Below are 23,683 nucleotides of genomic sequence, written 5' to 3' on the forward strand. Positions count from 1 at the left end.
GTGTCGGAGAGAAATCTAGACGACGTCGACTGGTCGACTGCCGCTGAGCAGTCCAGTGAGGACGACGAAGCCCAGGAGGGCAACGTGCTCGCGGCCGAAGAGAAGGCTGTCAACCCCGCCGAGCACGAAGCGCTGCACATCGAAGACACCGCGGATGTCATCGTTGACGTCGAGGAGGAGGTCGAGGCTCTCGCCGAAGCCGTAGATCCCGAAGCCGATGCGATCGTCGATGACGCTCTCGAGATCGACGAGGCTGCAGAGGCTGAAGCCGCTGCTCTCGCTCTCGCAGATTCCATCGAGGTCGAGCGCGAAGAAGAAGCAGAATTCGAGCCAGAGGTCGCGCCGTACAACGGCGAGGAGCCGGATGCCGGCGTTGCCGATGTCGTCGAGGCTGCCGCCGCTGGCGACGAGGCCGACGCAGAAGACGCCGACCCCTACGACGCATTCCGCAAGGAACTGCGGAGCCTGCCGGGCAAATGGTTCGTCATTCACTCCTACGCCGGGTTCGAGCGCAAGGTCAAGGCGAACATCGAGCAGCGCAAGGGATCGCTCGACGTCGCCGACTACATCTACCAGGTCGAAGTTCCGATGGAAGATGTCGTCGAGATCAAGAACGGCCAGCGCAAGATGGTCACCCGTGTGCGCATCCCCGGATACGTGCTCGTTCGCATGGACCTCAACGAAGACTCCTGGTCTGTGGTTCGCCACACGCCCGGCGTCACCGGATTCGTGGGCAACGCCCACAACCCGACGCCGCTGCGCTTCGAAGAGGCCTTCAACATGCTGAAGAGCCTCGTCGAGGTCAAGGAAGCCGCACAGTCGAAGGCCACCGGAGCGAAGGGCGGCCAGACGGCTCGCTCGATTCCCGCCGAGGTCGACTTCGAAATCGGCGAGACCATCACGATCAAGGAAGGCTCGTTCGCTGGCCTTCCCGGTTCGATCAGCGAGATCAAGCCGGAGAGCGGCAAGCTCATCGTGCTCGTATCGCTGTTCGAGCGCGAGACCCCGGTCGAGCTCAGCTTCGACCAGGTCACCAAGCTTTAGAAGTTTTCTCAACCACCGCGGCCCAACCGGGCCAGCGGGAGAGCGCCCGTCACACGGACGGTGCTCGAAACCCAATAAGAAGGAAGAAACATGGCTCCGAAGAAGAAGGTCACTGGTCTGATTAAGCTTCAGATCAAGGCTGGCGCCGCCAACCCCGCCCCGCCAATCGGCCCGGCACTGGGTCAGCACGGCGTGAACATCATGGAATTCTGCAAGGCATACAACGCCCAGACAGAGTCCCAGCGTGGAAACGTCATCCCGGTCGAGATCACCGTGTACGAGGACCGCTCGTTCACATTCATCCTGAAGACCCCGCCCGCTGCAGAGCTCATCAAGAAGGCTGCCGGCGTTGCAAAGGGTTCAGGAACCCCGCACACCGTCAAGGTTGCGAAGCTCACCAAGGAGCAGGTCCGCTCGATCGCTGAGCAGAAGATGGCCGACCTCAACGCAAACGACATTGACGCTGCGTCGAAGATCATCGCCGGAACCGCTCGCTCCATGGGAATCACCGTCGAAGCGTAGTAACACCTCGGGACACCCAGCCGTCATCACAGGCGGCGGATCCCACCCGAGTCGGCCAGACACCGTCTGATGCCGGCTCACGACACAACATTCGTGGCAGCGCCGGCCAGGCGCAAATGACCACATTCTCGAATTGGAGAAATTCACATGGCACAGAAGTCAAAGGCCTACCGGGCCGCCGCCGAGAAAATCGGCACTGACAAGGTCTACACCGCAGCCGAGGCAGTTAACCTTGCCAAGGAAACCGGTTCGGCCAAGTTCGATTCCACGGTTGAGGTTGCCCTCAAGCTCGGTGTCGACCCCCGCAAGGCAGACCAGATGGTCCGCGGTACCGTGATTCTTCCTCACGGAACCGGTAAGACCGCCCGCGTCATCGTCTTCGCAACGGGCCCTGCAGCAGAAGCAGCAATCGCTGCAGGTGCTGACGAGGTCGGTGGCGACGAGCTCATCGAAAAGGTGGCCGCTGGTTACACCAACTTCGACTCCGCGGTTTCGACCCCGGAGCTCATGGGCAAGGTCGGTCGTCTCGGAAAGGTCCTCGGACCCCGCGGCCTCATGCCGAACCCGAAGACCGGAACCGTCACCCCCGATGTGGCCAAGGCCGTCAACGACATCAAGGGCGGAAAGATCGAATTCCGCGTTGACAAGCACTCCAACGTCCACTTCGTCGTCGGCAAGGCATCGTTCTCGCCCGAGCAGCTGTTCGAGAACATCTCGACCGCTCTCGAAGAGGTCAACCGCCTCAAGCCGTCCTCCTCGAAGGGCCGTTACATCCTCAAGGGAACCGTCTCGACCACCTTCGGTCCTGGCATCCCGATGGACATCAACTCCATCTAGTTCCTCGGAACACACAAAAAGGACCTCGCTTCGGCGGGGTCCTTTTTTGCGTGCAATGCGGCTTCCGCCGTGCTCCATAAAATACCGGGATGACCCTGACTGTTCGACGTGCCCAACCGACGGATGCCACGGGGCTGGGGGAGCTCGCTGCCGTCACGTTTCCGCTCGCCTGCCCTCCCGGCAGCGCGCCGGAGGCGATCGCCGAGTACATCGCCGGCAATCTGACGGAGCGGAGCTTCGATCGGTACCTCGACGACGGCAACCGTGGCATCCTGCTGGCCGAGGATGACAGTGGGCCGGTGGGATACATGATGCTCATCGGCGGGGAGCCGACCGACCCCGACGTCGCCGCTGCGGTGACGATCAGGCCGACCATCGAACTCAGCAAGGCCTACGCCCGGCCGGGGGTTCACGGCAGGGGCGTGGCGGCGGCGCTGATGACGGCCACGCTCGACGCAGCGCGAGAACGGGGTGCAGCGGGCATCTGGCTCGGGGTCAACCAGCTCAACGCCAGGGCGATCCGGTTCTACGAGAAGAGCGGGTTCGCCATCGTTGGCGAGAAGAAGTTCTCCCTCGGTCCGGAGCTCCACAGCGACTTCGTCATGGAACGGGCACTGGCAGGGCCGTCGTGAGGTGGTGTCGCGCGAGCAGGTTGATTCCCAGCGCTGACAGCAGGAAGACCGTACCGAGAACCAGCCAGCCCATCGTGCCGTGGGTGAGCACGGTCGCGCTGATGACGAGCGGCGCGGCCATGGCGCCGAGCGAATAGCCCATGGCGAAGACCCCCTGATACGCGCCTGCGCGGGACTGGTCCGCGAGCTCGAAGCTCAGCCCCCAGTTGCTGGCACTCGAGAGGATCTCGGCGAAGGAGTGCACGACCATGGCGAGCACGAGGAGGGCGATGGCGACGCCGATGGCGACGTCAGCGGACCCGGCGTAGAGACCGCAGGCGACAACCATGAGGATGCCGGCGAGCACCGAGATCTTTCCGGCGTGCGCGACATCGTGGGTGCCACGGGAGAGCCGCACCTGGAATGCGATCACGAGGACCGTGTTGAGGATGAGCAGGAGCGAGTACACAGCACTTGGTGCCCGGGTGTCGTGGACGATCCACAGCGGCAGGCCAACCTCGGCAACACCGAACTGCATGCCAAACACGCCGGAGAGCACAGTGAGCGCGAGGTAGGTCGGATTTCGGAACGGTGAGCGCCCCCGCACCGGGCGGGGCACGTCGCTCGTCGGGTCGTGCTGCGGGGCGTCGACGGATTTTGGCAGGCGAGCGAGCACAAACGCGCTCGCTCCCGTCAGGACCGCAGCGATCACCATCACGCTTCGGTAGGCCGTCGGGGTGGCGAGCAGCAGTGCGATTCCGCCGGCGGCGCTGCCGAGCGAGATGCCGATGTTCGTGACGGTGCGGAGCACGGCGCGGGCGCCCACCCTGCCCTGCCCGGTGAAGGCGCGGGCGATGATCGCGCCGCGAGTGGAGTGCGCGGCACTCGCGGTTGCCGTGACGACACACGCGACGGCGAGTGCCACGGGGAATGAGGTCGCCAATGGATAGCACGCGAGCGCAACGGCTTCGATGAGCACCAGCCAGACGGCGAGGCGCCTGGCGCTGAACCGGTCGGCGAGGTGGCCGCCGAGATAAGACGTTCCCACTCCGATGGCGCTCGAGATCGTGAGAAGCAGGGCGACCTCGATCGCGGGCAGCTCCACGATGAGGGTGAAGTACAGGACGGTGAGCGTGAGAAACACGCCACGGCCCAGAGTCGAAACGAGGGTGGCGAGCACAAGCCGACTCAGAACGGGATCCTGCGTGATCGAAGCGAACCATCTGCGATCACGACGACGGATGCCGTCCGGGATCGGTGTGGTGTCGGGGAGGGAGGGGGCGTTGCTGGGTGGTGGTGCGCTCACGTTCCTTTCTCCCATGCGCGGAACGGCATCCGTTAGTGATGTAGCGTATGGCTACATGTTGCGGTATGAACTCAGCGAGTCCGATCTCGGTGGCGTGCGGTTCGGAATCTCGCCGCTGTGCGAGCTCGGTCTCTCGCTGCGGTCGATCCGGGATCCCGGGCGCTACCCGCTGCAGCTGCCGTGGGTTATTCGAACAGAAGACGCGAGGCGCTCCCTCGACACCGAGGTGCTCGCGGCGCTGGTCAACGACCGGTTGTGGACACCTGACTTCCTCAACCCGCGGCCGGACTCGCCCCTCACACGAATCGAGAACGAACTCGCCCGGCTCGAGGCGCTCCCGGCTGCCGATTTCTTGCGCGGGGTGCTCTCGGTGCACCCGGAGTTGCCTCCGGTGTTTGCCGGGCCGCCTGACCGGGCTATCCGGCGGATGGTGAGCGCCCTCCGGGAGTACTGGGACGCGTGCTTCCGCCCGCACTGGCCCCGGATGCGGGCGATCCTGGAGTCCGACATCGTGCACAGGGGCCGTGTCGTGGCGCTCGACGGGCTCGCCGTCATGCTCAACGGTGTCTCATCGGCGGTGACCTATGAGAACGGAGTGGTGTCTATCGCCCTTGCCGCACCGGAGAGCCGGACCGAGTACACGGGTGGCCTCGGTCTCACCCTCGTCCCGACGATGTTCACCCGGCGGGCGTCGGCGCCGGTCGAGGCCGGGCAGGCCCCGCTTGTCATGTACCCCACGCGCGGTCAGGGCGCGATGTGGGAGCCAGAGACCCTGGCACCGGAGGGTGCTCTCGTCAGCCTCATCGGCCCCCGGCGAACGGCGCTGCTCAGGGCGCTGGGCTCGCCGGCGTCATCGACCGAGCTCGGGATCAGGTTTGGCATCTCCACCTCGGCGGTCAACCAGCACCTGCGTGTACTCGCGGACACGGGGCTCGTGACGTCGACGAGGCACGGACACAGCGTTCTCTACTTCCGCAGCGAACTCGGGCAGGCGCTCTCGGAACGCGCGAGCTGACGCCCGGACGCGGCGCTTGTGTGGCGCAGCCGTCAGTGTGCGGGAATCGTGAGCACGATCTTGCCGCGGGTATGCCCGGACTCGAGTGCCTCGTGCGCCTCGGCGGCGTTGCCGAGATCGAAAACCTGGTCGACGAACACGCGAACATCCCCCGACTCGAGCAGGCGGGAGATGGTGGAAAGGCTGTCGCCGTCCGGCGCGACCTTGAACGTCGTCGCGCGCATTCCCGCGGCAGCGGCCTCGGCGAGGAAGGTCGGCCAGCTGCCGGTCGGCGCATTGACGATGAGACCGCCATCGCGCAGCACACCGAGAGAGCGCGAGCCCGTGTTGTCGCTGACATTTCCGATCAGGTCGATGACGACGTCGACATTGCTGACGGCATCCTCGAATCGGGTCGTCCCGTGGTCGATGACCTCATCGGCGCCAAGCTCTCTCAGCCATTCCTGGTTGCGGCTCGATCCTGTCGCTATGACGTGCGCACCGAAATACTTGGCGAACTGCAGGGCGAAGTGCCCGACGCCGCCGCTCGCTGCGTGAATGAGGATGCGCTGGCCCTGGTGGGCCTTGGCGACCTCGACGACCATTCCCCAGGCGGTCAGCGCGGCCAGCGGCACACCGGCGGCTTCGACGTGCGAGAGCGCCGCTGGTTTCTTCGCGACGGACAGGCTGGACACGGCGACGAATTGCGCGTAGCTGCCCGAGGTGCGCGGAACCATGGTCATGCCGTACACCTCGGTGCCCGGGGCGAACGGGTGCGCCTCATACGGTGACTTCACGACGACACCGCTGAAATCGAAGCCGAGCACGGCGGGAAAGCTCGGGATGCCGGCAGAGACGCCGCGTCCGGCCCGCGTCTTCGCGTCGATGGGGTTGATGCCGGCGGCCACGACCTGCACGATGAACTCGGAGTTGTACGCGGACGGGACGGGGACAGTGGCCTCGTGCAATGCACTTGCGTCGCCGGTGGCATCGATGACCGCCGCGCGCATGGTTTCGGGAATCGCGGGCGGGGCTGATGCTCCCGCCGGGGACGCATCAGATGATCCAGTCATGCCCCGAGTCTGCCACGCAATCCCCACACCCTCACGCATCTCTGTCCCCTGTCGTTGTTGCTCTGTTTACAGCTAACGCCCACAATGAGTCAGTGGTGTTACGGCCGAGTTCCCACCCAGCAAACAATCGTCCCGCGAGCGCTCCAGATCCATGCCTGCGCTACATAAACATCTGCAGCGCGGGCATGGACGTGCAGCGGTCGCGAACAGGGAGGGCCGCGACGGACCAGGGATCAGGGGATGTCGTACGGGTCGTCGTGCACGAGGTACCGCGACACGCGTGTGGTTCTGCGGTGCAACTCGTCGATGAGGTTGTTGGCGAGTCCGACCAGCTGGTTGATCTGCTTCTCGTCGCGGTCGATCCAGCGGCACATCGGTTCCTCGCCGACCGGCACGAAGTTCGCGTGCTGTTCCCAGACCACGAGGGTTCGCTCTGCCCCGAGCACGTACTGCTGCCACCAGATCTGACGCAGGTAGTTGCGGGGAACGCTCGACCACGGCTTGGTCGTTGTCTTGATCTCGGCGAGCACAAGCGCACCCGACGTTGATACGGCGAGGCCGTCAGGGGTCGCGAGGTGACGCTTCTCGATCTCCGCGTGGAAGAGCGCCGACGACGGCGAAATGCCGTGGGTCGCGGCCACCCAGCGAGCAATCTCAGGTTCGCGCGCCCGACCGTGGTCGGTGTAGGCGTTCCCGGAGAAGCCGGGACCGCCGCCGAGCTTCTCGGTGGCGACGGCGTCGATCGACTTCGCGCTCGAGAGCCGGGCCACATCCGTCGCGGTGATGCCGCGAGAGCGAGCCCTGAGCCAGGCCACCCGGTCCGATGAATCGGCAACGAGGCGGTCAAGATGGCTGGAAGTCACACTCTATTGTGCCTCGGCCGGGCGGATGCTCCCGCCACCGGCACCCTGTCGGCGCGCCTTATCGGGGCGGTCGGTTTCTGGACCGCGCGGGTCCGGCCGGCTGACTCAGCCCGAGCACCCGGTCCGGAGCGTCAGAGCGCCTTGGCTGCGGCCCGGAGCACCTGGTTGAGCGTGGGAACCCCCGTCGCGCGGAAGACTTCCTTGCCCGTGTCGTCGAGGACGAGAACCGTCGGGGTGAGGCGGATGCCGTCATCCGCCGCCTTCGCATTCTCGATGGCGACGTCACGCTCGACCACCCTGGCTTTGGGCACGACGCGTTCGGCTTCGGCGAGCACCTCTCGGGCGCGGGCGCACGGGGTGCAGAACGACGAGGTGTAAAGGACGAGTTGCATGCTTACACTCAACCACGCCCGAGCGCCACCCATACCCCCGATGCCCCAACTGCAACAGAATGGGCCCATGAGAATTGCTGTTACCGGTGGATCCGGAAAACTGGGACGCACCGTCGTCCGCGAACTGCGCGCCGCGGGGCACGTCGTCATCAACCTCGACATGACGGGGGAGCGTGGGCCCGGATTCGTGCGCGTCGACCTCACCGACTACGGTCAGACCCTCGACGCACTGCTCGGTGTCGACGACAGGCACTCGGGATTCGATGCTGTCGTTCACCTCGCCGCGATCCCGGCCGCCGGGCTGGCGAGCAACGTGGCGACGTTCTCCAACAACATCCTCGCGAGTTACAACGTGATGAGTGGTGCTATTCGCGCCGGCATCCGCAACATCGTCTACGCGTCGAGCGAGACGGTTCTCGGCCTGCCGTTTGAAACGCCCCCGCCGTACATTCCCATCGATGAGGAGTACGCGGCACGGCCGGAGAGCACTTACTCGCTGGTCAAGCACCTCGAAGAGCAGATGGCGATCGAGCTCGTGCGGTGGAACCCCGACCTCAAGATCATTGCGCTCCGGTTCTCGAACGTGATGAATCCCGAGGATTACGCGGAGTTCCCTGACTTTGACTCTGACGCGTCGCTGCGGAAGTGGAACCTGTGGGGCTACATCGACGGACGGGACGGTGCCCAGGCGGTTGAGCGCGCCCTCGAGCTCGACACCACGGGCTTCGACCGGTTCATCATCGCGGCGGCGGACACTGTCATGTCACGCCCGAACGACGAACTCGTCGCCGAGGTCTTCCCCGACGTTCCCGTGACGCGCGAGCTGGGGACGAACGACACACTGCTGTCGATCGACAAGGCACGACGGGTGCTCGGGTACGACCCGCAGCACTCCTGGCGCGACTGACCGAAGCCGCACTGGTGGGTGCGCGGCTGTCGGCGGGCCGCGCACTCACCCGCGGGGGATGGCGGTGCGCTCTGATCCCGTCAGCCACAGTGCCGCAGCACAGGCTCCAAGTGCGATCGCGGCGAGCGGGAAGTCCAGTCCGTACGCCGTGATCGCCAGAATGGGCAGTACGAAAAGTAAAACGGCGACCGGAGTGGCCCACGGCGCCGCGATACGCGGGGCACCCAAAGGTGGCACCTTCTCGAACCTGATCAGCCAGAGCGACAGAACCCACACGGCCCCGAGAACCAGGACGAAGAACGGGAGCCGCGTCCACCACCATGCGGCGCTCCCCGGCTCAGGCAACGGGAGTGGCAGGAGCAGCTGGATGCCGATGAGCACCATAATCATCGGCAGGTGCCAGAGGTAAACCGTCATCAACCGCGATCCGACGAGGAACACGGCACCCTGCGCCGCTCGCGTGCGCATCATCGCGGTCAGTGGTGTGTGCAGCAGGGTCAAAGCCGCCGCCTGAATGACGGCGAACACTGCCATGGGCGCGGTCGGCGGCCACTGGTTGCCGAGCATGCTCACCGAATAGCCGCCGAGGGCAACCAGCTGCCACACGGCGACGTAGCCGGCGCCAACCAGCAGGAGGAGCTGCCACCACCGGCGCTTCGCGAACCAGCCGTCGTAGAGGAAAAAGCCGACCTGGCTGGCGAAGAGCCAGACGAAAGCGACGTTGGGGATGCCGAAGAGCTCCTGCCCGATCTCATATCCGGTCGGCGGAAGCCGGTCGATGCCGAGAAGGCCGCCAGCCACAACGAAGCGGATGCCGTCAGTCGCCAGCGCCGCAGCGAACAACGCCAGGAGCACCCACCCGCCGTACCGGTCGTGCCACCGCATCATCACCGGCGCGAGCGCCTGGACGATCATGTACGCGGCGAGGAACCACAGCGGCGAACCGACCCCGATCGCTATGGCGTCGACCAGTTCAGGGTCGATGCCCAGGGCTCCGGCAGCGCCGAGAACGACGGTGAAGAAGACGAAAACGACGAGCGCCGGGCGAGCGAGGCGCGCCAGGCGAACGCGCACGAATTGATCGGCGGTCGTGCCTTTCGCAACGGCGGATCGCCAGCCTGCTCTCGCCGCGTAGCCGCCGACCACGAAGAACAGCGGCATGATGTTCGCGATCCAGGTCGCGGCGTTGAACCATGGCTGGAACTCCACGGTCCTTTCGATCAGGAGCGATCCGTTTGCGTCGCGCCCGACCCCCGTGAACAGGATGTGGACGAAAACGACGAGCACCACGCAGAACACGCGGGCAAGGTCAAGTGTGAGGTCGCGACCCGCTGGAACTGTGCGGCTGGCCACGTCGACGGAGCGGGTCATGCCCCGAGAATAGTGGGCGGCTCAGCCACGGGTGTAGCGACACGAACAGGGGCCACGGGATCCCCCAAGATTGCTCATAGGTGGCTCATAGCAACGGGCGGATACTGGAAATATGAGCGCTTTCGAGTCTTCTTCGCTGCCAGCGGCATCCGTACCCCTGAAGCGAGCAGATGGCAGTGCCATCCGCGTGCTCGTCGTCGATGACGAGAGCAGCCTGACCGACCTGCTGAAGATGGCGCTTCGCTATGAGGGCTGGGAGACCCGCACGGCAGCCACCGGCCGAAAGGCACTCGACGTTGCGCGCGAGTTCCGGCCAGACGCCATCGTGCTCGACATCATGCTTCCCGACATCGACGGGCTGAGCGTGCTGCACCGCCTGCGCGAACAGGGCGACGACGTCCCGGTGCTGTTCCTCACGGCGAAGGACGCGCTCGACGACCGGATCGCCGGCCTCACCGCCGGCGGAGACGACTACGTGACGAAACCGTTCAGCCTCGAGGAACTCGTTGCCCGCCTGCGCGCGCTGATCCGGCGTTCAACGCTCACCGGTGCGACCGGTGGCCCCGTCATCACCGTCGGTGACCTCACGCTCGACGAAGACAGCCATGAAGTCTCGCGCGGCGGCACCCCGATCGAACTGACCGCGACCGAATTCGAACTCCTCCGCTTCCTCATGCGCAACCCGCGGCGCGTCCTCTCCAAGGCGCAGATCCTCGATCGGGTGTGGAGCTACGACTTCGAGGGCAGGGCGAGCGTCGTCGAGATCTACATTTCCTATCTGCGCAAGAAGATCGACGCCGGACGTCCGCCGATGATCCACACGGTTCGCGGGGCCGGATACATGCTCAAGGCGGCCGAGACGACGCCATGAAACGGATGTCGCGGTGGACGTTGCGGGGACGTCTCGTCGTCGCTGTCGTCGCGTTGCTGGCGCTCGCCGCGGTGATCATCGGCTTCGCGAGCGTGGTGAGCGTGCGGACGGTGCTGCTCGACCGTGTCGACGCGCAGTTGACGGCCGCGACCTCGCGGTCGTACGGCGCCGAGGAAGCGCGCCGCGGCAACGATGGCCCGATGTCCCCGAGGGGGCAACCGCCGGTGCCCGAGTTCATCGGGGTGCCCGGGCAGTCCGCGGGCACGCTCGGCGCGATCATCTCCGGGGGAGCGGTGCGCTACGCCGGCTACCTCGACGACGCCGGCGACCTGCAGCCGCTGACGGCGGGACAGGTGGAGACGCTGCTGACCGTGAGCATGGGCGGTCAGCCGGAGTCGATTGACCTCGGCGGTGAGCTCGGTTCCTACCGGGTGGTGGCGGTCGAGGCGGGGGACGGCGTGATGATCGTTGGACTTCCGCTCGCAGACCTCGAGTTCACTCTCGGGCAGCTCATTGCCGTGATCGGTGCGATCACGCTGGGCGTTCTCGTCGTCGCCGGTGCGGCCTCGTACGTCATCGTGCGGCTCGCGCTTCGCCCGCTCGACCGGGTGGCGAATACGGCGACCGCCGTGTCAGAACTGCCGCTTGACCGCGGCGAGGTCGCGCTCGCCGTCCGAGTGCCACCTGAGGACGCCGACCCCGACACCGAAGTCGGGCGGGTTGGTGCGTCGATTAACCGGATGCTCGGTCACGTCGCCGCCGCGCTCTCCGCTCGCCAGGCATCCGAGAACAAGGTCAGAACCTTCGTGTCGGATGCCAGCCACGAACTGCGCACCCCGCTCGCGTCGATCCGCGGATATGCCGAGCTGACCCGACGGTCAGGCGAGGAACTCCCGGAGGATGCCGCATATGCCCTGGGCCGGATCGAGTCGGAGGCTGTGCGGATGACCGCAATCGTCGAAGACCTGCTGCTGCTCGCGCGGCTCGACGAGGGGCGGGAACTGGCAAAGGACCCGGTCGAACTCAGCGCGCTGGTGTCCTCGGTCGTCAACGACGCCAGAGCGGCGGCGTCAGGCCACGACTGGCAACTCGAACTGCCCGGCCGGGATGTGGTCGTTCTTGGTGATGCGCAGCGCCTGTTCCAGGTCGTCGCAAACCTCCTCGGGAACGCGCGAGTGCACACCCCGGATGGAACCCGAGTGGTCACTGCCCTCTCCGTCGACGGGGACACCGCCGAGATCACCGTCACAGACAACGGCCCCGGCATCGACCCGGCCCTGCTCGGGTCGGTGTTCGAGCGGTTTGTGCGCGGGGACTCGTCCAGACAGCGCGCGTCAGGCGGAACCGGGCTCGGGCTCGCCATTGCCCGCGGCGTCATCGAGGCACACGGCGGTACCGTCGCCGTCGAGTCGGCGCCGGGTCGCACCCGATTCTGCATCCGCCTGCCCCTCGCCGATCAGGGCACCGCGCCCGTCACTGACGGAAAGGACGCGGCTGGCGCAATCCCCTGACGAGGAGGATCGCGTCGCGCTACAGTTGCGGCGAACCGGAGGAGAATCCATTGACCGAAGCCGCACCAGCCACGTCCCCGAGCGCCGTTCTGTTTGACATCGACGGCACCCTCGTCGATTCCAACTACCTGCACGTCGAGGCCTGGGCGCACGCCTTCGCCGACGTCGGTGCCGAAGTCTCGTCGTGGCGCATCCACCGCGCGATCGGCCTGGACTCCGCGAAGCTGCTCGAAGCGCTGCTGGGTGACAAAGTCGACGAACTCGGTGATCGTGCCAAAGACCTGCACTCGCAGTACTACAAGGAACTCGCCGATCGCTTGCGTCCGCTCGACGGGGCGCGGGACCTCCTCCGTGAACTTCACGGCCGTGGCCTCAGGATCGTGCTTGCGACCTCAGCGCCCGAGGACGAGCTGGAGATCCTGACCGGCAAGCTCGACGTCGATGACGCCATCGACGCCACCACCAACGCCGACGATGTCGAGACCGCCAAGCCCGACCCGTCGATCGTCGAGATCGCACTCAAGAAAGCCGGAGTGGACGCAGGTGAGGCGGTGTTCGTCGGTGATTCCGTTTGGGACTGCATTGCGGCATCGCGCGCCGGCGTCCGTACGGTCGGCCTGCTGTCCGGCGGTTTTAGTTCGGCTGAACTGCTCTCGGCCGGCGCCATTGCCGTCTACGACGACCCCGCCGCCCTGCTGCGTGAGTTGTCGCTCAGCCCGCTCGCCTGACGACAGCACGCGATTTGGCGAAGTGAAGCGGATGCCATAAGCTGGGACAAAACCAAAGACCGCAGGTTTTCGGCGTGCTCGCGCAAGTGTGCATCCGATCGAAGGTTCTCAGCTGAGACAACCCGCGCAGGTGAACGAAACATTCTTAGAGATTCTCTCAAAATGCTCCGTGCGCTTGCGCCGGAGCTCTTTTTTTGCCGAAAACCGACTGCCCCTTTTGGCTCGCATCGCCTCCGCGGTGCGAGGAAGACTAATCAAGGAGTGGCTATGGCGAACAAGGAAGCCTCGGTTGCCGAACTCACGGAGAAATTCCAGAGCTCGACCGCCGTTCTGCTGACCGAGTACCGCGGCCTCACTGTTGCCCAGCTCAAGACGCTGCGCAAGAACATCAGTGCGGACGCAACCTACGCCGTGGTGAAGAACACGCTGACCAAGATTGCCGCGAACAACGCGGGCATTTCGTCGTTTGACGAAGAGCTCGTTGGTCCGTCGGCCATCGCTTTCGTTCACGGAGACCCTGTCACCGTTGCGAAGAGCATGCGCGACTTCTCCAAGGCAAACCCTCTCCTGGTGATCAAGGGCGGTTACTTTGACGGTAACCCTCTGACCGCCGAAGAGGTAGGCAAGCTCGCCGACCTCGAGTCCCGCGAAGTTCTGCTCGGCAAGCTTGCCGGCGCCTTCAAGGCCTCGCTGTTCGGAGCCGCATATCTGTTCAACGCACCGCTGTCGAAGGCCGTTCGCACGGTCGACGCGCTGCGTGAGAAGCAGGAGTCCGCTTCCTAGGTTCAGACCTGGGACAGCGGTGAGTAGACCAAAGAAATCTAAGGGAGAAAATCATGGCAAAGCTGTCAACTGAAGAGCTGCTTGAGCAGTTCAAGGGACTCACGCTCATCGAGCTCAGCGAGTTCGTCAAGGCATTCGAGGAGACCTTCGAGGTCACCGCGGCTGCACCCGTCGCTGTTGCTGGACCGGCTGCTGCCGGTGCTGCTGCAGAAGAGGTTGAAGAGAAGGACTCCTTCGACGTCATCCTCGAGGCTGTCGGCGACAAGAAGATCCAGGTCATCAAGGCTGTCCGCGAGCTCACCTCGCTCGGCCTCGGCGAGGCCAAGGCCGTCGTCGATGGTGCACCGGGACCCGTTCTCGAAGGTGCAAACAAGGAGACCGCCGAGAAGGCAAAGGCTGCTCTCGAAGAAGCCGGCGCAACCGTCAACCTCAAGTAATTTGCGCCCCTCGGGGCTCTTACTTGTGGCGTGACCCGCGCGGATAGTTCTGCGCGGTCGAAATGCTCCACCGTCCCTGACACGTGTGCTTCGGCATCCGTCAGGGTCGAACCGAATGACGTCGCTCCTCACGGAGCGGCGTCATTCGTTTGTTAAGCCGACTGTGGTCCTGCAGGCGCCCGCTCGACGACAGCGGGCAGCCCGGTCCGCGCCGGGGCAAACGGTGCAGTGCTGGTTCGGACGATCAGGCGGGCGGGAACGTCGATAACGGCGGCTTGTACCGCGTTTCCGGCGATCGCGTCGAGAAGCGCTGTGACCGCGTCGCCGCCCTGCTGGCACGGGCGTTGCTCGATCGTGGTCAGCGAGAACATTTCGGCGTACTCGTGGCCGTCGATGCCGATGACCGAGAGATCGTCCGGCACGCGGAGCCCGAGTCGCCTCGCAGCGATCATTGTCCCAATGGCGATCTCGTCGCAGGCGGCAAACACTGCCGTTGGCCGCCGCTGGGCACTGCTCAAAATGTTCGCGCCTGCGTCGTAACCGCCGGGCAGGCTCATGATCGTCGTTTCGATCCTTGACTCGGACTTCAGACCAACGGCGGCCATCGCCTCGCGGTAGCCGGCGGACCGTTGCGCGGCCACGGAGCATTCTGACTCATCGGCATCCTCGCCCCCGATATGGACAATGCGGCGATGCCCGAGGCTGATCAGGTGCTCGGTGGCTCTTCTGGCTGCGCCCCTGTCATCCATCGCAAGCGTCGGGATGCCGTCGGTCGGGAATCCGATCCCGACGAGTGGGATCGCGAGTCTGGTGAGTGCCTGGTGTTCTGCCTCGGTCGGTTCAACGCCGATCAGAATGATGCCGTCGAAGCGCTTGCGAGCGAGAAAGAAGTCGAAGACCCGCTGACGGTCGGGGGAGCCGGCGTGCAGGTTGTACAGGGTCATGTCATACCCGCGCTCAAGGAGCGCCTGTTCGATCCCGTCGAGGACCTCGCCGAAGAACCACCGGTTGATGAACGGCATGACGACGCCGATGTTTTTGGTCTGCCCGGTCACGAGGCTCGCGGCGTTCGAGGACGCGACGTAACCGATCTCCTCGGCGGCAGCGATCACGCGCAGCCTGGTTGCCTCCGCGACATAACCGTTGCCGGAGAGCGCACGCGACGCCGTGGCCTTCGACACCCCGGCCCTGGCGGCAACATCAGCGATGGCACTCGACACTGGGCCTCCGATCGCCGGTGAAAGAGGGACCCACCCTCGCTGGGGGATGCGGTCGGTCACAGGCTAGCCCATAGACGGGCCTTATGGAACCGGTTACACAAAGCGGGGTGTCCCGGCCATCCCCGCGTCACAGCGAGTGTCGCCTCAGCGCGACAGCGATAGCCGTGAGAGCGCGAACACGTGCCGATAAGCGTCGGACAAGCCCGGCTTGTGCATCTCGCCGGTGTGCCGTAGTTTGTGCATGGAACCGGTTCCCTATGTGGCGCCGGACCCGCACCTGCAGTGCTGAGGCGACGAACTCGCCTCACGATCACACTCAACGAGGAGACACAGATGAGCTTGAAGAAAACCCATCGCCGGGTGCTCGCGCCGCTTGCAGCGGCGAGCATTCTCGGCCTGGCACTGACCGGTTGCACCGGCGACGTCGCCGCAGGCGACAAGGAGAACACGGACTGCTCCGACTATGAGACGTACGGAACCTTCGACGGCAGCGAGGTCAGCATCAGCGGAACGATCGTTGACGCCGAGGCCGACCGTCTCCTCGAGTCATGGAGTGACTTCGAGACCTGCACGGGCATCGACATCTCGTACCAGGGCACCAAGGAATTCGAAGCGCAGATCGCGGTGCTTGCCGAGGCTGGCAACGCACCCGACATCGGAATCGTGCCGCAGCCAGGCTTGCTGCAGCGACTCGCTACCGGCGGCTGGCTCCAGCCGGCACCTGAGGCCGTTGAAGCCAACGTCGACGAGTTCTGGGGCGAAGACTGGAAGACCTACGGCAGCTACGACGGGACGTTCTACGCAGCGCCGTTGATGGCCAGCGTCAAGGGCTTCGTCTGGTACTCACCGACCGAGTTCGAGGAGAAGGGCTACGAAGTCCCCGAGACCCTCGACGAGCTCACGGCTCTGAGCGAGCAGATCGTCGCAGACGGCCAGAAGCCGTGGTGCGTTGGATTCGGCTCGGGCGACGCCACCGGCTGGCCGGGAACCGACTGGGTTGAAGACTACGTGCTCCGCCATGCTGGCGCTGACGTGTACGACCAGTGGATCAACCACGAGATCCCGTTCAACGACCCGCAGATCGTTGCAGCATTCGATGCTGTCGGTGAGATCATCAAGAACCCCGACATGGTCAACGGTGGCCTCGGTGACGTGTCAAGCGTCATCTCCACCGAGATGGCTGACGGTGGTCTTCCGATCCTCGACGGCGAGTGCTCACTGCACCACCAGGCATCGTTCTACGAGGGCTTCTGGCCCGAGGGAACCGAGGTCAGCCCCGACGGAGACGTCTTCGCTTTCCTCCTTCCTTCGGTTGAGGCCGGCGGCGAAACCGCTGTCACCGGTGGCGGCGAGTTCCCCGTTGCCTTCAACGAGGGCGAAGAAGTTGACGCCGTCCGTACCTACCTCTCGAGCGACACCTGGGCAAACATCCGGGTTTCACTCGGCGGTGTGATCAGCGCGAACAAGGGACTTGACCCGGAGAACGCGTCAAGCGACGTGCTCAAGGAGAGCATCGAGATCCTCCAGGGCGAAGACACGGTCTTCCGCTTCGACGGATCCGACCTGATGCCGGCTGCCGTTGGCGCCGACTCGTTCTTCAAGGGCATCGTTGCCTGGGTTTCCGGGGACAGCACCCAGGAGACCGTGGACACGATCGAAGCCAGCTGGCCGCAGGACTAGCTGATACCGCCTCTCAAGGGCGAGGTCGCCTCACGGTGGCCTCGCCCTTGATTTCCCTCGTTCCGAAAGGCGTTGTTTCATGACGACCGCTGACCTCATCGGCAAAATCATCCAGGTTGTGGGTGGCCTCGCGATTTTCGCCGCCATCGTTGGCCTGCTGTTCTTCTTCCTCGACAAGGCTCCGAAGCGTGGCAAAGACTGGGTTCAGCTCGTCGTCTTCCTCGCCCCGGCGTTTATCCTCGTCCTGCTCGGCCTGATCTATCCGGCCATCCGCACGAGCCTCCTTGCGTTCACCAACAACCAGGGCGACTTCAACGGCATCGACAACTTCGTGTGGATGTTCACTCAGCCAGCGATCCTGAGCACGCTCCTCAACACGGTGATCTGGGTGCTCCTGGTCCCGACGGTGTCCACCATCGTCGGCCTCGCCTACGCCGTGTTCATCGATAAGTCGCGGGGTGAGAAGTTCTTCAAGGCCCTCGTGTTCATGCCCATGGCGATCTCCATGGTCGGCGCCGGAATCATCTGGAAGTTCGTTTACGACTACCGCCAGTCGGGCGACGAACAGATCGGCCTGCTCAACCAGATCGTGATCTGGTTCGGAGGCGAGCCGGTTCAGTGGCTGCAGACCTCGCCGATCAATACGTTCCTTCTTCTCATCGTCATGATCTGGATCCAGACCGGGTTCGCCATGGTCGTGCTGTCCGCCGCGATCAAGGCGGTTCCGGTGGAGCAACTCGAGGCCGCCGAGATTGATGGCACGAACGCATGGCAGAGGTTCACCAACGTGACCCTGCCCGGCATCCGTGGCTCGCTCGTTGTGGTCATCACGACAATCTCGATTGCGACGCTCAAGGTGTTCGACATCGTTCGAACCATGACGGCGGGAAACTTCAACACCAGCGTCATCGCCAATGAGATGTACACCCAGGCGTTCCGGGCCGCAGAGCCGGGGCGAGGCTCAGCCCTCGCGCTCGTTCTGTTCGTCCTGGTCCTCCCGATCGTCATCTACAACATCAGGCTCATGAAGCAGCAGAGGGAAATCCGATGAGCAGCACACCGATCATTCCCACGACGGGCAACGCTGAAGCCCTCGAACAAATCGAGCGCGGTGAAGCGATCGATCTCGGCACCAAATCGAAACGCGTCAAGCGTCGGCTCACCTCGCGCGGTGCAACGTTTGCCGCCCTGATCATCGCCGTCATCTGGACGATCCCGACCTTTGGGCTCTTCGTCTCGTCGTTCCGGCCGGCGGAGCTCATCCAGTCGACGGGCTGGTGGACGATCTTCCAGAACCCGGGCTTCACCCTCGAGAACTACCAGGAAGTACTCCTGTCGTCATCGGCGTCGTCGCCGCAGCTTGGTTCCTATTTTGTGAACTCGCTGGCGATCGCGATCCCTGGCACGATCTTCCCGCTGATCCTCGGCGCGATGGCGGCATATGCCTTTGCGTGGATGAAGTTCAAGGGCTCGAACTGGCTGTTCATCCTGATCTTCGCGCTGCAGATCGTCCCGCTTCAGATGGCGCTCCTGCCGCTGCTGCAGATGTTCACCACCTTCCTGCGGCCGCTGCAGGAAGGCCTGCACGAGGTCATTCCGATGATTCCCGAGCAGAACTACCTGCCCGTCTGGATCGCGCACACGATGTTCGGTCTGCCGCTCATCATCTTCCTGCTGCACAACTTCATCTCGGAGATCCCGGGCGAGGTCATCGAGGCAGCACGCGTCGACGGTGCGAGCCCCGGCCAGATCTTCTTCCGGATCGTCCTGCCGCTCGCGCTGCCGGCGATCGCATCGGTGGCGATCTTCCAGTTCCTCTGGGTGTGGAACGACCTGCTTGTCGCGCTGATCTTCTCCGGCGGCACACCGGATGTCGCGCCGCTGACACAGAGGCTGGCCGAGTTGACCGGTACGCGAGGGCAGGACTGGCAGCGACTGACCGCCGCGGCGTTCGTGTCGCTCATCATTCCGCTGATCGTCTTCTTCAGCCTCCAGCGGTACTTCGTTCGCGGGCTTCTGGCCGGCGCGACGAAGGGATAACTCCGCAGCACGGTCATCCGTTTGATTGATCACCCTAAGCCCGGCATCCGCACGTCGTATGCCGGGCTTAGGGTGATTTTATGAGTATGCATGGCCGCGGTGGCGGAAGTGGAGCTGGCGGCGGACGGATGCGCGGTGGCGGTGACGAAGAGGCGCAGCGTGCGGTAAACGCGAGCGCCCCACGTGTGCCCCACCTCTTCAAACGGGTGATGGCTCTGTTCGCGCCGCACCGGGCAAAGATCACGCTCACGGTGATTCTGGTTCTGATCGGGGCGGCGCTCAGCGTCATCCCGCCGCTGCTGGTCGAGCAGGCCTTCGATGTCGGCTTGTTCCCGCCGGAGGGCGGCCCTGACCTGCCCGCGCTCACCCGCATCGTCGCGATCATGATCGGGATCTTTGTGGTCGCGACCGGGCTCGGTGTGTGGCAGACCTGGTTGACGGCGACCGTCGGCAACACGGTGATGGGCGAACTGCGGGTCTCCCTGTTCCGTAAGCTTCAGGCGATGGAGCTGAGCTTCTTCACGCGCACCAAAACCGGCGTGATCCAGTCGCGGCTGCAAAACGACGTCGGTGGGGTGGCCGGAGCGCTGAGCAACACGATCTCGAGCGTGCTCGGCAACACGGTCACCGTGATCGCCGCGTTCGTCGCCATGGTGCTGATCAACTGGCAGTTGACGATCGTCGCGCTCATCCTCATGCCGATCCTCGTGATCGCGCAGCGTCGCGTCGGGCAGGTGCGTGCGCGTATCGCGACTAAGACGCAGGAGTCGCTCTCCGACATGACGGCCATCACGCAGGAGACCCTGAGCGTGTCCGGCGTGCTGCTGTCGAAGAGCTTCAACCAGCAGCCGGCCGAGATTCAGCGGTACAGCGGAGCGAATGAGGAGCAGGTCGACCTGCAGGTGAAGCAGACCATGAGCGGCCAGTGGTTCTTCGCGATGGTCAACATCTTCCTGTCGTCGATCCCGGCCATCGTCTACCTGGTCGCCGGGCTGCTGGTCTCCGGCGGCGCTGCGGATATCACCGCGGGGGCGATCGTCGCGTTCACGACCGTGCAGTCGCGACTGCTGTTTCCGCTCATGGCCCTGATGCGGGTCGGACTTGACCTGCAGACATCCGGAGCTCTCTTTGCCCGGATCTTCGAGTACCTCGATCTCACCCCGTCGATCGCCGACCGGCCGGATGCCGTGCCGGTATCGCGCGCGAACCCGCGGCTGGGCAGCGTCGAGTTTGAGGGCGTGACCTTCCGGTACCCCGACGCAGCCGACGACTCGCGGCCCACTCTCGACAACGTGTCGTTCTCGATCGAGCCGGGCCAGTTCGCGGCTTTCGTTGGTCCGAGTGGGGCGGGCAAGACCACAGTGTCGTACCTGGTTCCGCGTTTCTACGACGCGACAGGGGGGCGAGTGCTGTTTGCCGGCACCGACGTGCGTGACCTGCAGGCCGAGTCGCTCGTCTCGAACATTGGGATCGTCAGCCAGGAGACCTATCTCTTCCACGCGACGATCGCCGAGAATCTCCGATACGCGAAACCGGATGCCACGGACGCAGAACTCGAAGCGGCGGCACGTGCTGCGAACATCCACGAGACGATCGCGTCGTTCGAAGACGGCTACGCCACGGTGGTGGGGGAGCGTGGGTACCGCCTCTCCGGTGGTGAGAAGCAGCGGATCGCGATCGCCCGGGTGATGTTGAAGGACCCCGCCGTGCTGGTGCTCGATGAGGCGACAAGCGCCCTGGACACGATCTCGGAGCGGGTCGTCCAGCGCGCGCTGGAGGCGGCATCCGCTGGTCGGACCACGATCGCGATCGCGCACCGGCTGTCCACGATCGTGAAGGCCGACGTGATCTTCGTGATCGAGGCGGGGCGGGTCGCCGAGAAGGGGACGCACGCGGAACTGCTCGCGCGGGGCGGCACGTACGCACGGATGTTCGAGGAGCAGCTCGGAGGGCGCGCGCTCGTGGAGTGAGCGACTCTGTTGTGCCCTGCCGCGCGTGCACTTGCGGCGGATGGGCTGGCGTTGCGGGTGCGGACGTCCGTTCGTCCGTCGCATATGTGGGGAAGTTTGGGTCGTTGCGGGCATCTGCGGCGGATGGGCCGGCGTTGCGGGTGCGACGCTTCGTTCGCCCGTCGCATATGTGGGGATGTGCGGGTCGTTGCGGGCATTCGCGTCGGATGGGCTGGCGCTGCGGGTGCGCACGTCCGTTCGTCCGTCGCATATGGGGAGATGTGCGGGTCGTTGCGTGCATTTGCGTCGGATGGGCTGGCGTTGGGGTTCGACGCTTCGTTCGTCCGTCGCATATGTCCGGAAGTTTGGGTTGTTGCATGCATTTGCGTCGGATGGGCCAGCGTTGCGGGTTCGACGCTTCGTTCGCCCGTCGTTTCACGCGGTGGCGCCCCGCTGCGCACGGGCCAGGGACACCCGCCGCACGACCTCGGACGGGGTAGAGAAGACGTGGCGACTCGTCAGTCGCACGATCCGCCACCCGGCTTCGATGAGACGATTCAGCCGGTCGATGTCACGGTGGAACTGCTCGGCCGTTTGCCAGTGGTGCGCGCCCTCGTATTCGATGGCGATCTTGAGTTCCGGGTAGGCAAGGTCGATGCATCCCAGGAAATTGCCCGCGTCGTCGTATGCGTCGTAATTGAGTGCGGGTTCCGGAAGGCCTGCATCGACCAGGATGAGCCGCACCCAGGTCTCGAGCCGCGACCAGGAGCGGGTGCGGATGCGACCGAACGCGTCGCGGAGAGCGCCGACCCCGGGGCGTCGACCGGCATCGATTGCTGCGCGAAGCTGGTCCAGCGTTGCGAGCGGTGCCTGCCCAAAACCGCTTCCGCCTGCGGAGGTGCGTTGGCACACGATTGCGTCACCCGCCGCGACCAGATCGTAGGGATGAAGGAGTCGACCGAGGCTCGCCCACGTCGAGGCCGGCGTTGTGAGGCGGAGGCCGTCGCGGACGGTGAGGTGGACGAGTCGTGGGTCCAGCTCATGCCCGCGTACTCCTTTACCGCGAGGGGCCCGGCGTGGTCGATGGACGGACACATCGACGAGCTGATCACCGCCGCTGACGGGAAGTGGCACGCCCCAGAGAATCGCGGCCGTACGGTGACTAAAGAATTCGACCGGAGGCATCCGTGTCGCGTACGCGCGAGCCAGACGCTCAATGTCAGTTCGCGCCCGCTCTGCCGGGTCGGTGTCAATCATGTCGGTTGTGGTGGTCTCCACTCGCGCCAGTACTCCATGGAACGGCCGCTCGAGATCGTGGGCCTCGAGCCGTGATCTACCGACGCCCAGCATGCGGGCGTGGGCATACGTGAACGCGGGAGGCAGCTCAACGGGAAGCGGTCGTGGGGTACGCATGCGCTCATGGTTCCAGCTGATGAACGAGTGAGTTCGTCATGTGCGGGAACTGTGGAGAGGGGAAGTGCTTGTGGAAAAGTGGGAGGCAGCTCTCGGCCTACCGGTGGGCCTTGCTGATGTTGAGAACTTCTCCAATTTGAAACAGGGGGTATTCGATGTTCGTCGTGCGGGTCGGGTTGAGGTAAAAGAGGTCGTCCACCGTGATGCCTAATCGCGCCGCGACCTCTGCCGCGACATCATCGGGCGCGACGGTATATGTCACGGGAATGCCGTCGACGAGTGTCACGTCGCCGTTCGCGCCGCCGGTTTTGCCGGAGTCTGCCACAACCAGGCCGGGGCGCATGTCGGGCAGGGTCCACGTGAGGACCGCACTCGACAGCACCGAGACATAGCATCCGTCTGCGAACGCAACCGGGTCGAACAGTTTGATGAGAACAGTGCGGAGGAAGGTCGGATCGCCGTGTGTGAAGTCTTCCAGGAGAGGGAAAACCGGTTCCGCGTACTGGGCTGGGTTACCATAGTCCATCGTCATGATCGAGCTGGTGCACTTGGTGCCCGGTTCCACAGTCCGTGGTGACACGCCGAGAGAGATTTCGCCGGGATGTTCGGACGTGAAGTTCAGCAGGTGGAGTGCGAACGCCCCTTTGCGCCCGACTCGGACGTCGACGTCACCAGAAATGAGCGGGTCACCGACGAGATGCCCTGTTGCGACCACCGCTCCGAGTTCGAGCTCCGGCGGGGCAGTCGATGCCGTCGGTGTGGGGACAACGGATGTCTTCGGCGAGGCCAGCGCCACCGGTGACGATTGCGGGTCGCTCGCAAAACTGCACGCGCAAAGGAGGAGGGCGGACGAAACGATCACCGCGCACGCGGCGGCGACGCCCTGACGTTTTGTTCCCACGGAGTCCTCTCGGGCCGACGGCTATCGCCCGTCGCTGTGAGCAGAGACTAGTGCAGCGCTCCGGCACTTCGCGAGCACGCGATCGGGGGTGGTGGCGACGGCGGGTGCGGGGTTCGTCTGGCGTGAGTGTTGGGTTTTGCAGACGGAGGCGGGCGTTTGTGACGGATGACTGGCGCTGCAAGGTGGGGTGCGGGGGTTCGTCTGGCGTGAGTGTTGGGTTTTGAAGAGGG

The 23,683-nt window shown here is 64.7% G+C and carries 23 protein-coding genes; 15 read left to right on the plus strand and 8 right to left on the minus strand.

The genetic code is table 11. From position 1 onward, the window contains the following. The 4 genes from nusG (at window position 1) to AC1C2N_RS01400 (ending at window position 3,035) form a co-directional block, all read left to right on the plus strand. On the plus strand, window positions 1–1,044 hold the full coding sequence (gene nusG / locus AC1C2N_RS01385) for a transcription termination/antitermination protein NusG (protein ID WP_483405245.1): 1,044 nt from the start codon (window positions 1–3) through the stop codon (window positions 1,042–1,044). A 90-nt stretch (window positions 1,045–1,134) separates the two neighbouring features. Next, window positions 1,135–1,566: a 50S ribosomal protein L11 gene (gene rplK, locus AC1C2N_RS01390; protein ID WP_108390140.1), complete on the plus strand. Its 432-nt coding sequence runs from the start codon at window positions 1,135–1,137 to the stop codon at window positions 1,564–1,566. A 147-nt stretch (window positions 1,567–1,713) separates the two neighbouring features. Next, entirely contained in the window at window positions 1,714–2,403 is a 690-nt protein-coding gene (rplA, locus tag AC1C2N_RS01395; RefSeq protein WP_108390141.1) for a 50S ribosomal protein L1, read from the plus strand. Between the two features lie 89 nt (window positions 2,404–2,492). After that, window positions 2,493–3,035, plus strand: a complete 543-nt coding sequence (locus tag AC1C2N_RS01400; RefSeq protein WP_495432569.1) for a GNAT family N-acetyltransferase — start codon at window positions 2,493–2,495, stop codon at window positions 3,033–3,035. Here the strand turns inward: AC1C2N_RS01400 and AC1C2N_RS01405 are convergent. Next, window positions 3,004–4,320: an MFS transporter gene (locus tag AC1C2N_RS01405; RefSeq protein WP_495432570.1), complete on the minus strand. Its 1,317-nt coding sequence runs from the start codon at window positions 4,318–4,320 to the stop codon at window positions 3,004–3,006. The genes AC1C2N_RS01400 and AC1C2N_RS01405 overlap by 32 nt on opposite strands. 55 nt (window positions 4,321–4,375) lie before the next feature. Between AC1C2N_RS01405 and AC1C2N_RS01410 the strand changes: the two genes are divergently transcribed. Next, window positions 4,376–5,335, plus strand: coding sequence for an ArsR/SmtB family transcription factor (locus AC1C2N_RS01410; protein ID WP_495432571.1), 960 nt, complete (start codon window positions 4,376–4,378; stop codon window positions 5,333–5,335). A 32-nt stretch (window positions 5,336–5,367) separates the two neighbouring features. Here AC1C2N_RS01410 and AC1C2N_RS01415 read toward each other — a convergent pair whose 3' ends face one another. From AC1C2N_RS01415 to AC1C2N_RS01425, 3 genes are all read right to left on the minus strand, one after another. Then, window positions 5,368–6,387: an NADP-dependent oxidoreductase gene (locus AC1C2N_RS01415; protein WP_495432572.1), complete on the minus strand. Its 1,020-nt coding sequence runs from the start codon at window positions 6,385–6,387 to the stop codon at window positions 5,368–5,370. A 233-nt stretch (window positions 6,388–6,620) separates the two neighbouring features. Further along, window positions 6,621–7,250, minus strand: coding sequence for a YqaJ viral recombinase family protein (locus tag AC1C2N_RS01420; protein ID WP_108390146.1), 630 nt, complete (start codon window positions 7,248–7,250; stop codon window positions 6,621–6,623). 131 nt (window positions 7,251–7,381) lie between these two features. Further along, on the minus strand, window positions 7,382–7,642 hold the full coding sequence (locus AC1C2N_RS01425; RefSeq protein ID WP_483405250.1) for a thioredoxin family protein: 261 nt from the start codon (window positions 7,640–7,642) through the stop codon (window positions 7,382–7,384). 67 nt (window positions 7,643–7,709) lie between these two features. On the opposite strand from AC1C2N_RS01425, the gene AC1C2N_RS01430 reads away from it, so the two are divergent. After that, window positions 7,710–8,549: an NAD-dependent epimerase/dehydratase family protein gene (locus tag AC1C2N_RS01430; protein ID WP_495432574.1), complete on the plus strand. Its 840-nt coding sequence runs from the start codon at window positions 7,710–7,712 to the stop codon at window positions 8,547–8,549. A 45-nt stretch (window positions 8,550–8,594) separates the two neighbouring features. Here AC1C2N_RS01430 and AC1C2N_RS01435 read toward each other — a convergent pair whose 3' ends face one another. Beyond that, window positions 8,595–9,920, minus strand: a complete 1,326-nt coding sequence (locus AC1C2N_RS01435) for an acyltransferase family protein (RefSeq protein ID WP_495432575.1) — start codon at window positions 9,918–9,920, stop codon at window positions 8,595–8,597. 112 nt (window positions 9,921–10,032) lie between these two features. Here AC1C2N_RS01435 and AC1C2N_RS01440 point away from each other — a divergent pair, with 112 nt between their 5' ends. The 5 genes from AC1C2N_RS01440 (at window position 10,033) to rplL (ending at window position 14,250) form a co-directional block, all read left to right on the plus strand. Beyond that, on the plus strand, window positions 10,033–10,791 hold the full coding sequence (locus AC1C2N_RS01440; protein ID WP_483405255.1) for a response regulator transcription factor: 759 nt from the start codon (window positions 10,033–10,035) through the stop codon (window positions 10,789–10,791). Beyond that, on the plus strand, window positions 10,788–12,302 hold the full coding sequence (locus AC1C2N_RS01445) for a sensor histidine kinase (RefSeq protein WP_495432576.1): 1,515 nt from the start codon (window positions 10,788–10,790) through the stop codon (window positions 12,300–12,302). The genes AC1C2N_RS01440 and AC1C2N_RS01445 overlap by 4 nt, the downstream gene beginning before the upstream one ends. A 50-nt stretch (window positions 12,303–12,352) precedes the next feature. Continuing rightward, window positions 12,353–13,030 carry an HAD family hydrolase gene (locus AC1C2N_RS01450; RefSeq protein WP_495432577.1) on the plus strand — a complete coding sequence of 226 codons (678 nt, stop codon included), beginning with the start codon at window positions 12,353–12,355 and terminating at the stop codon, window positions 13,028–13,030. Between the two features lie 267 nt (window positions 13,031–13,297). Continuing rightward, complete coding sequence (rplJ, locus tag AC1C2N_RS01455) at window positions 13,298–13,813, plus strand: 50S ribosomal protein L10 (protein ID WP_108390152.1); 516 nt, start codon at window positions 13,298–13,300, stop codon at window positions 13,811–13,813. 53 nt (window positions 13,814–13,866) lie between these two features. Beyond that, the gene (gene rplL / locus AC1C2N_RS01460; protein WP_483405258.1) at window positions 13,867–14,250 is read left to right on the plus strand and encodes a 50S ribosomal protein L7/L12; all 384 of its coding nucleotides are present in this window, start codon (window positions 13,867–13,869) and stop codon (window positions 14,248–14,250) included. 152 nt (window positions 14,251–14,402) lie between these two features. Here the strand turns inward: rplL and AC1C2N_RS01465 are convergent, their stop codons facing one another. Continuing rightward, window positions 14,403–15,470 carry a LacI family DNA-binding transcriptional regulator gene (locus AC1C2N_RS01465; protein ID WP_495432578.1) on the minus strand — a complete coding sequence of 356 codons (1,068 nt, stop codon included), beginning with the start codon at window positions 15,468–15,470 and terminating at the stop codon, window positions 14,403–14,405. A gap of 333 nt (window positions 15,471–15,803) precedes the next feature. Between AC1C2N_RS01465 and AC1C2N_RS01470 the strand changes: the two genes are divergently transcribed. From AC1C2N_RS01470 to AC1C2N_RS01485, 4 genes are all read left to right on the plus strand, one after another. Beyond that, window positions 15,804–17,150: an ABC transporter substrate-binding protein gene (locus tag AC1C2N_RS01470; RefSeq protein WP_483405260.1), complete on the plus strand. Its 1,347-nt coding sequence runs from the start codon at window positions 15,804–15,806 to the stop codon at window positions 17,148–17,150. Window positions 17,151–17,229: 79 nt separating this feature from the next. Beyond that, entirely contained in the window at window positions 17,230–18,201 is a 972-nt protein-coding gene (locus tag AC1C2N_RS01475) for a carbohydrate ABC transporter permease (RefSeq protein ID WP_495432579.1), read from the plus strand. Then, entirely contained in the window at window positions 18,198–19,190 is a 993-nt protein-coding gene (locus AC1C2N_RS01480; protein WP_495432580.1) for a carbohydrate ABC transporter permease, read from the plus strand. The genes AC1C2N_RS01475 and AC1C2N_RS01480 overlap by 4 nt, the downstream gene beginning before the upstream one ends. Window positions 19,191–19,270: 80 nt before the next feature. Next, window positions 19,271–21,160 (plus strand): ABC transporter ATP-binding protein, encoded by a 1,890-nt coding sequence (locus AC1C2N_RS01485; protein WP_495432581.1) that lies wholly within the window; start codon window positions 19,271–19,273, stop codon window positions 21,158–21,160. Window positions 21,161–21,574: 414 nt separating this feature from the next. Here AC1C2N_RS01485 and AC1C2N_RS01490 read toward each other — a convergent pair whose 3' ends face one another. Both AC1C2N_RS01490 and AC1C2N_RS01495 read right to left on the minus strand, forming a co-directional pair. After that, window positions 21,575–22,552, minus strand: a complete 978-nt coding sequence (locus tag AC1C2N_RS01490; protein ID WP_495432583.1) for an endonuclease domain-containing protein — start codon at window positions 22,550–22,552, stop codon at window positions 21,575–21,577. A gap of 97 nt (window positions 22,553–22,649) precedes the next feature. Then, entirely contained in the window at window positions 22,650–23,453 is an 804-nt protein-coding gene (locus AC1C2N_RS01495) for a LysM peptidoglycan-binding domain-containing protein (protein WP_495432585.1), read from the minus strand. Window positions 23,454–23,683 lie beyond the last annotated feature (230 nt).

This window comes from Mycetocola sp. Y791, from assembly GCF_059445325.1.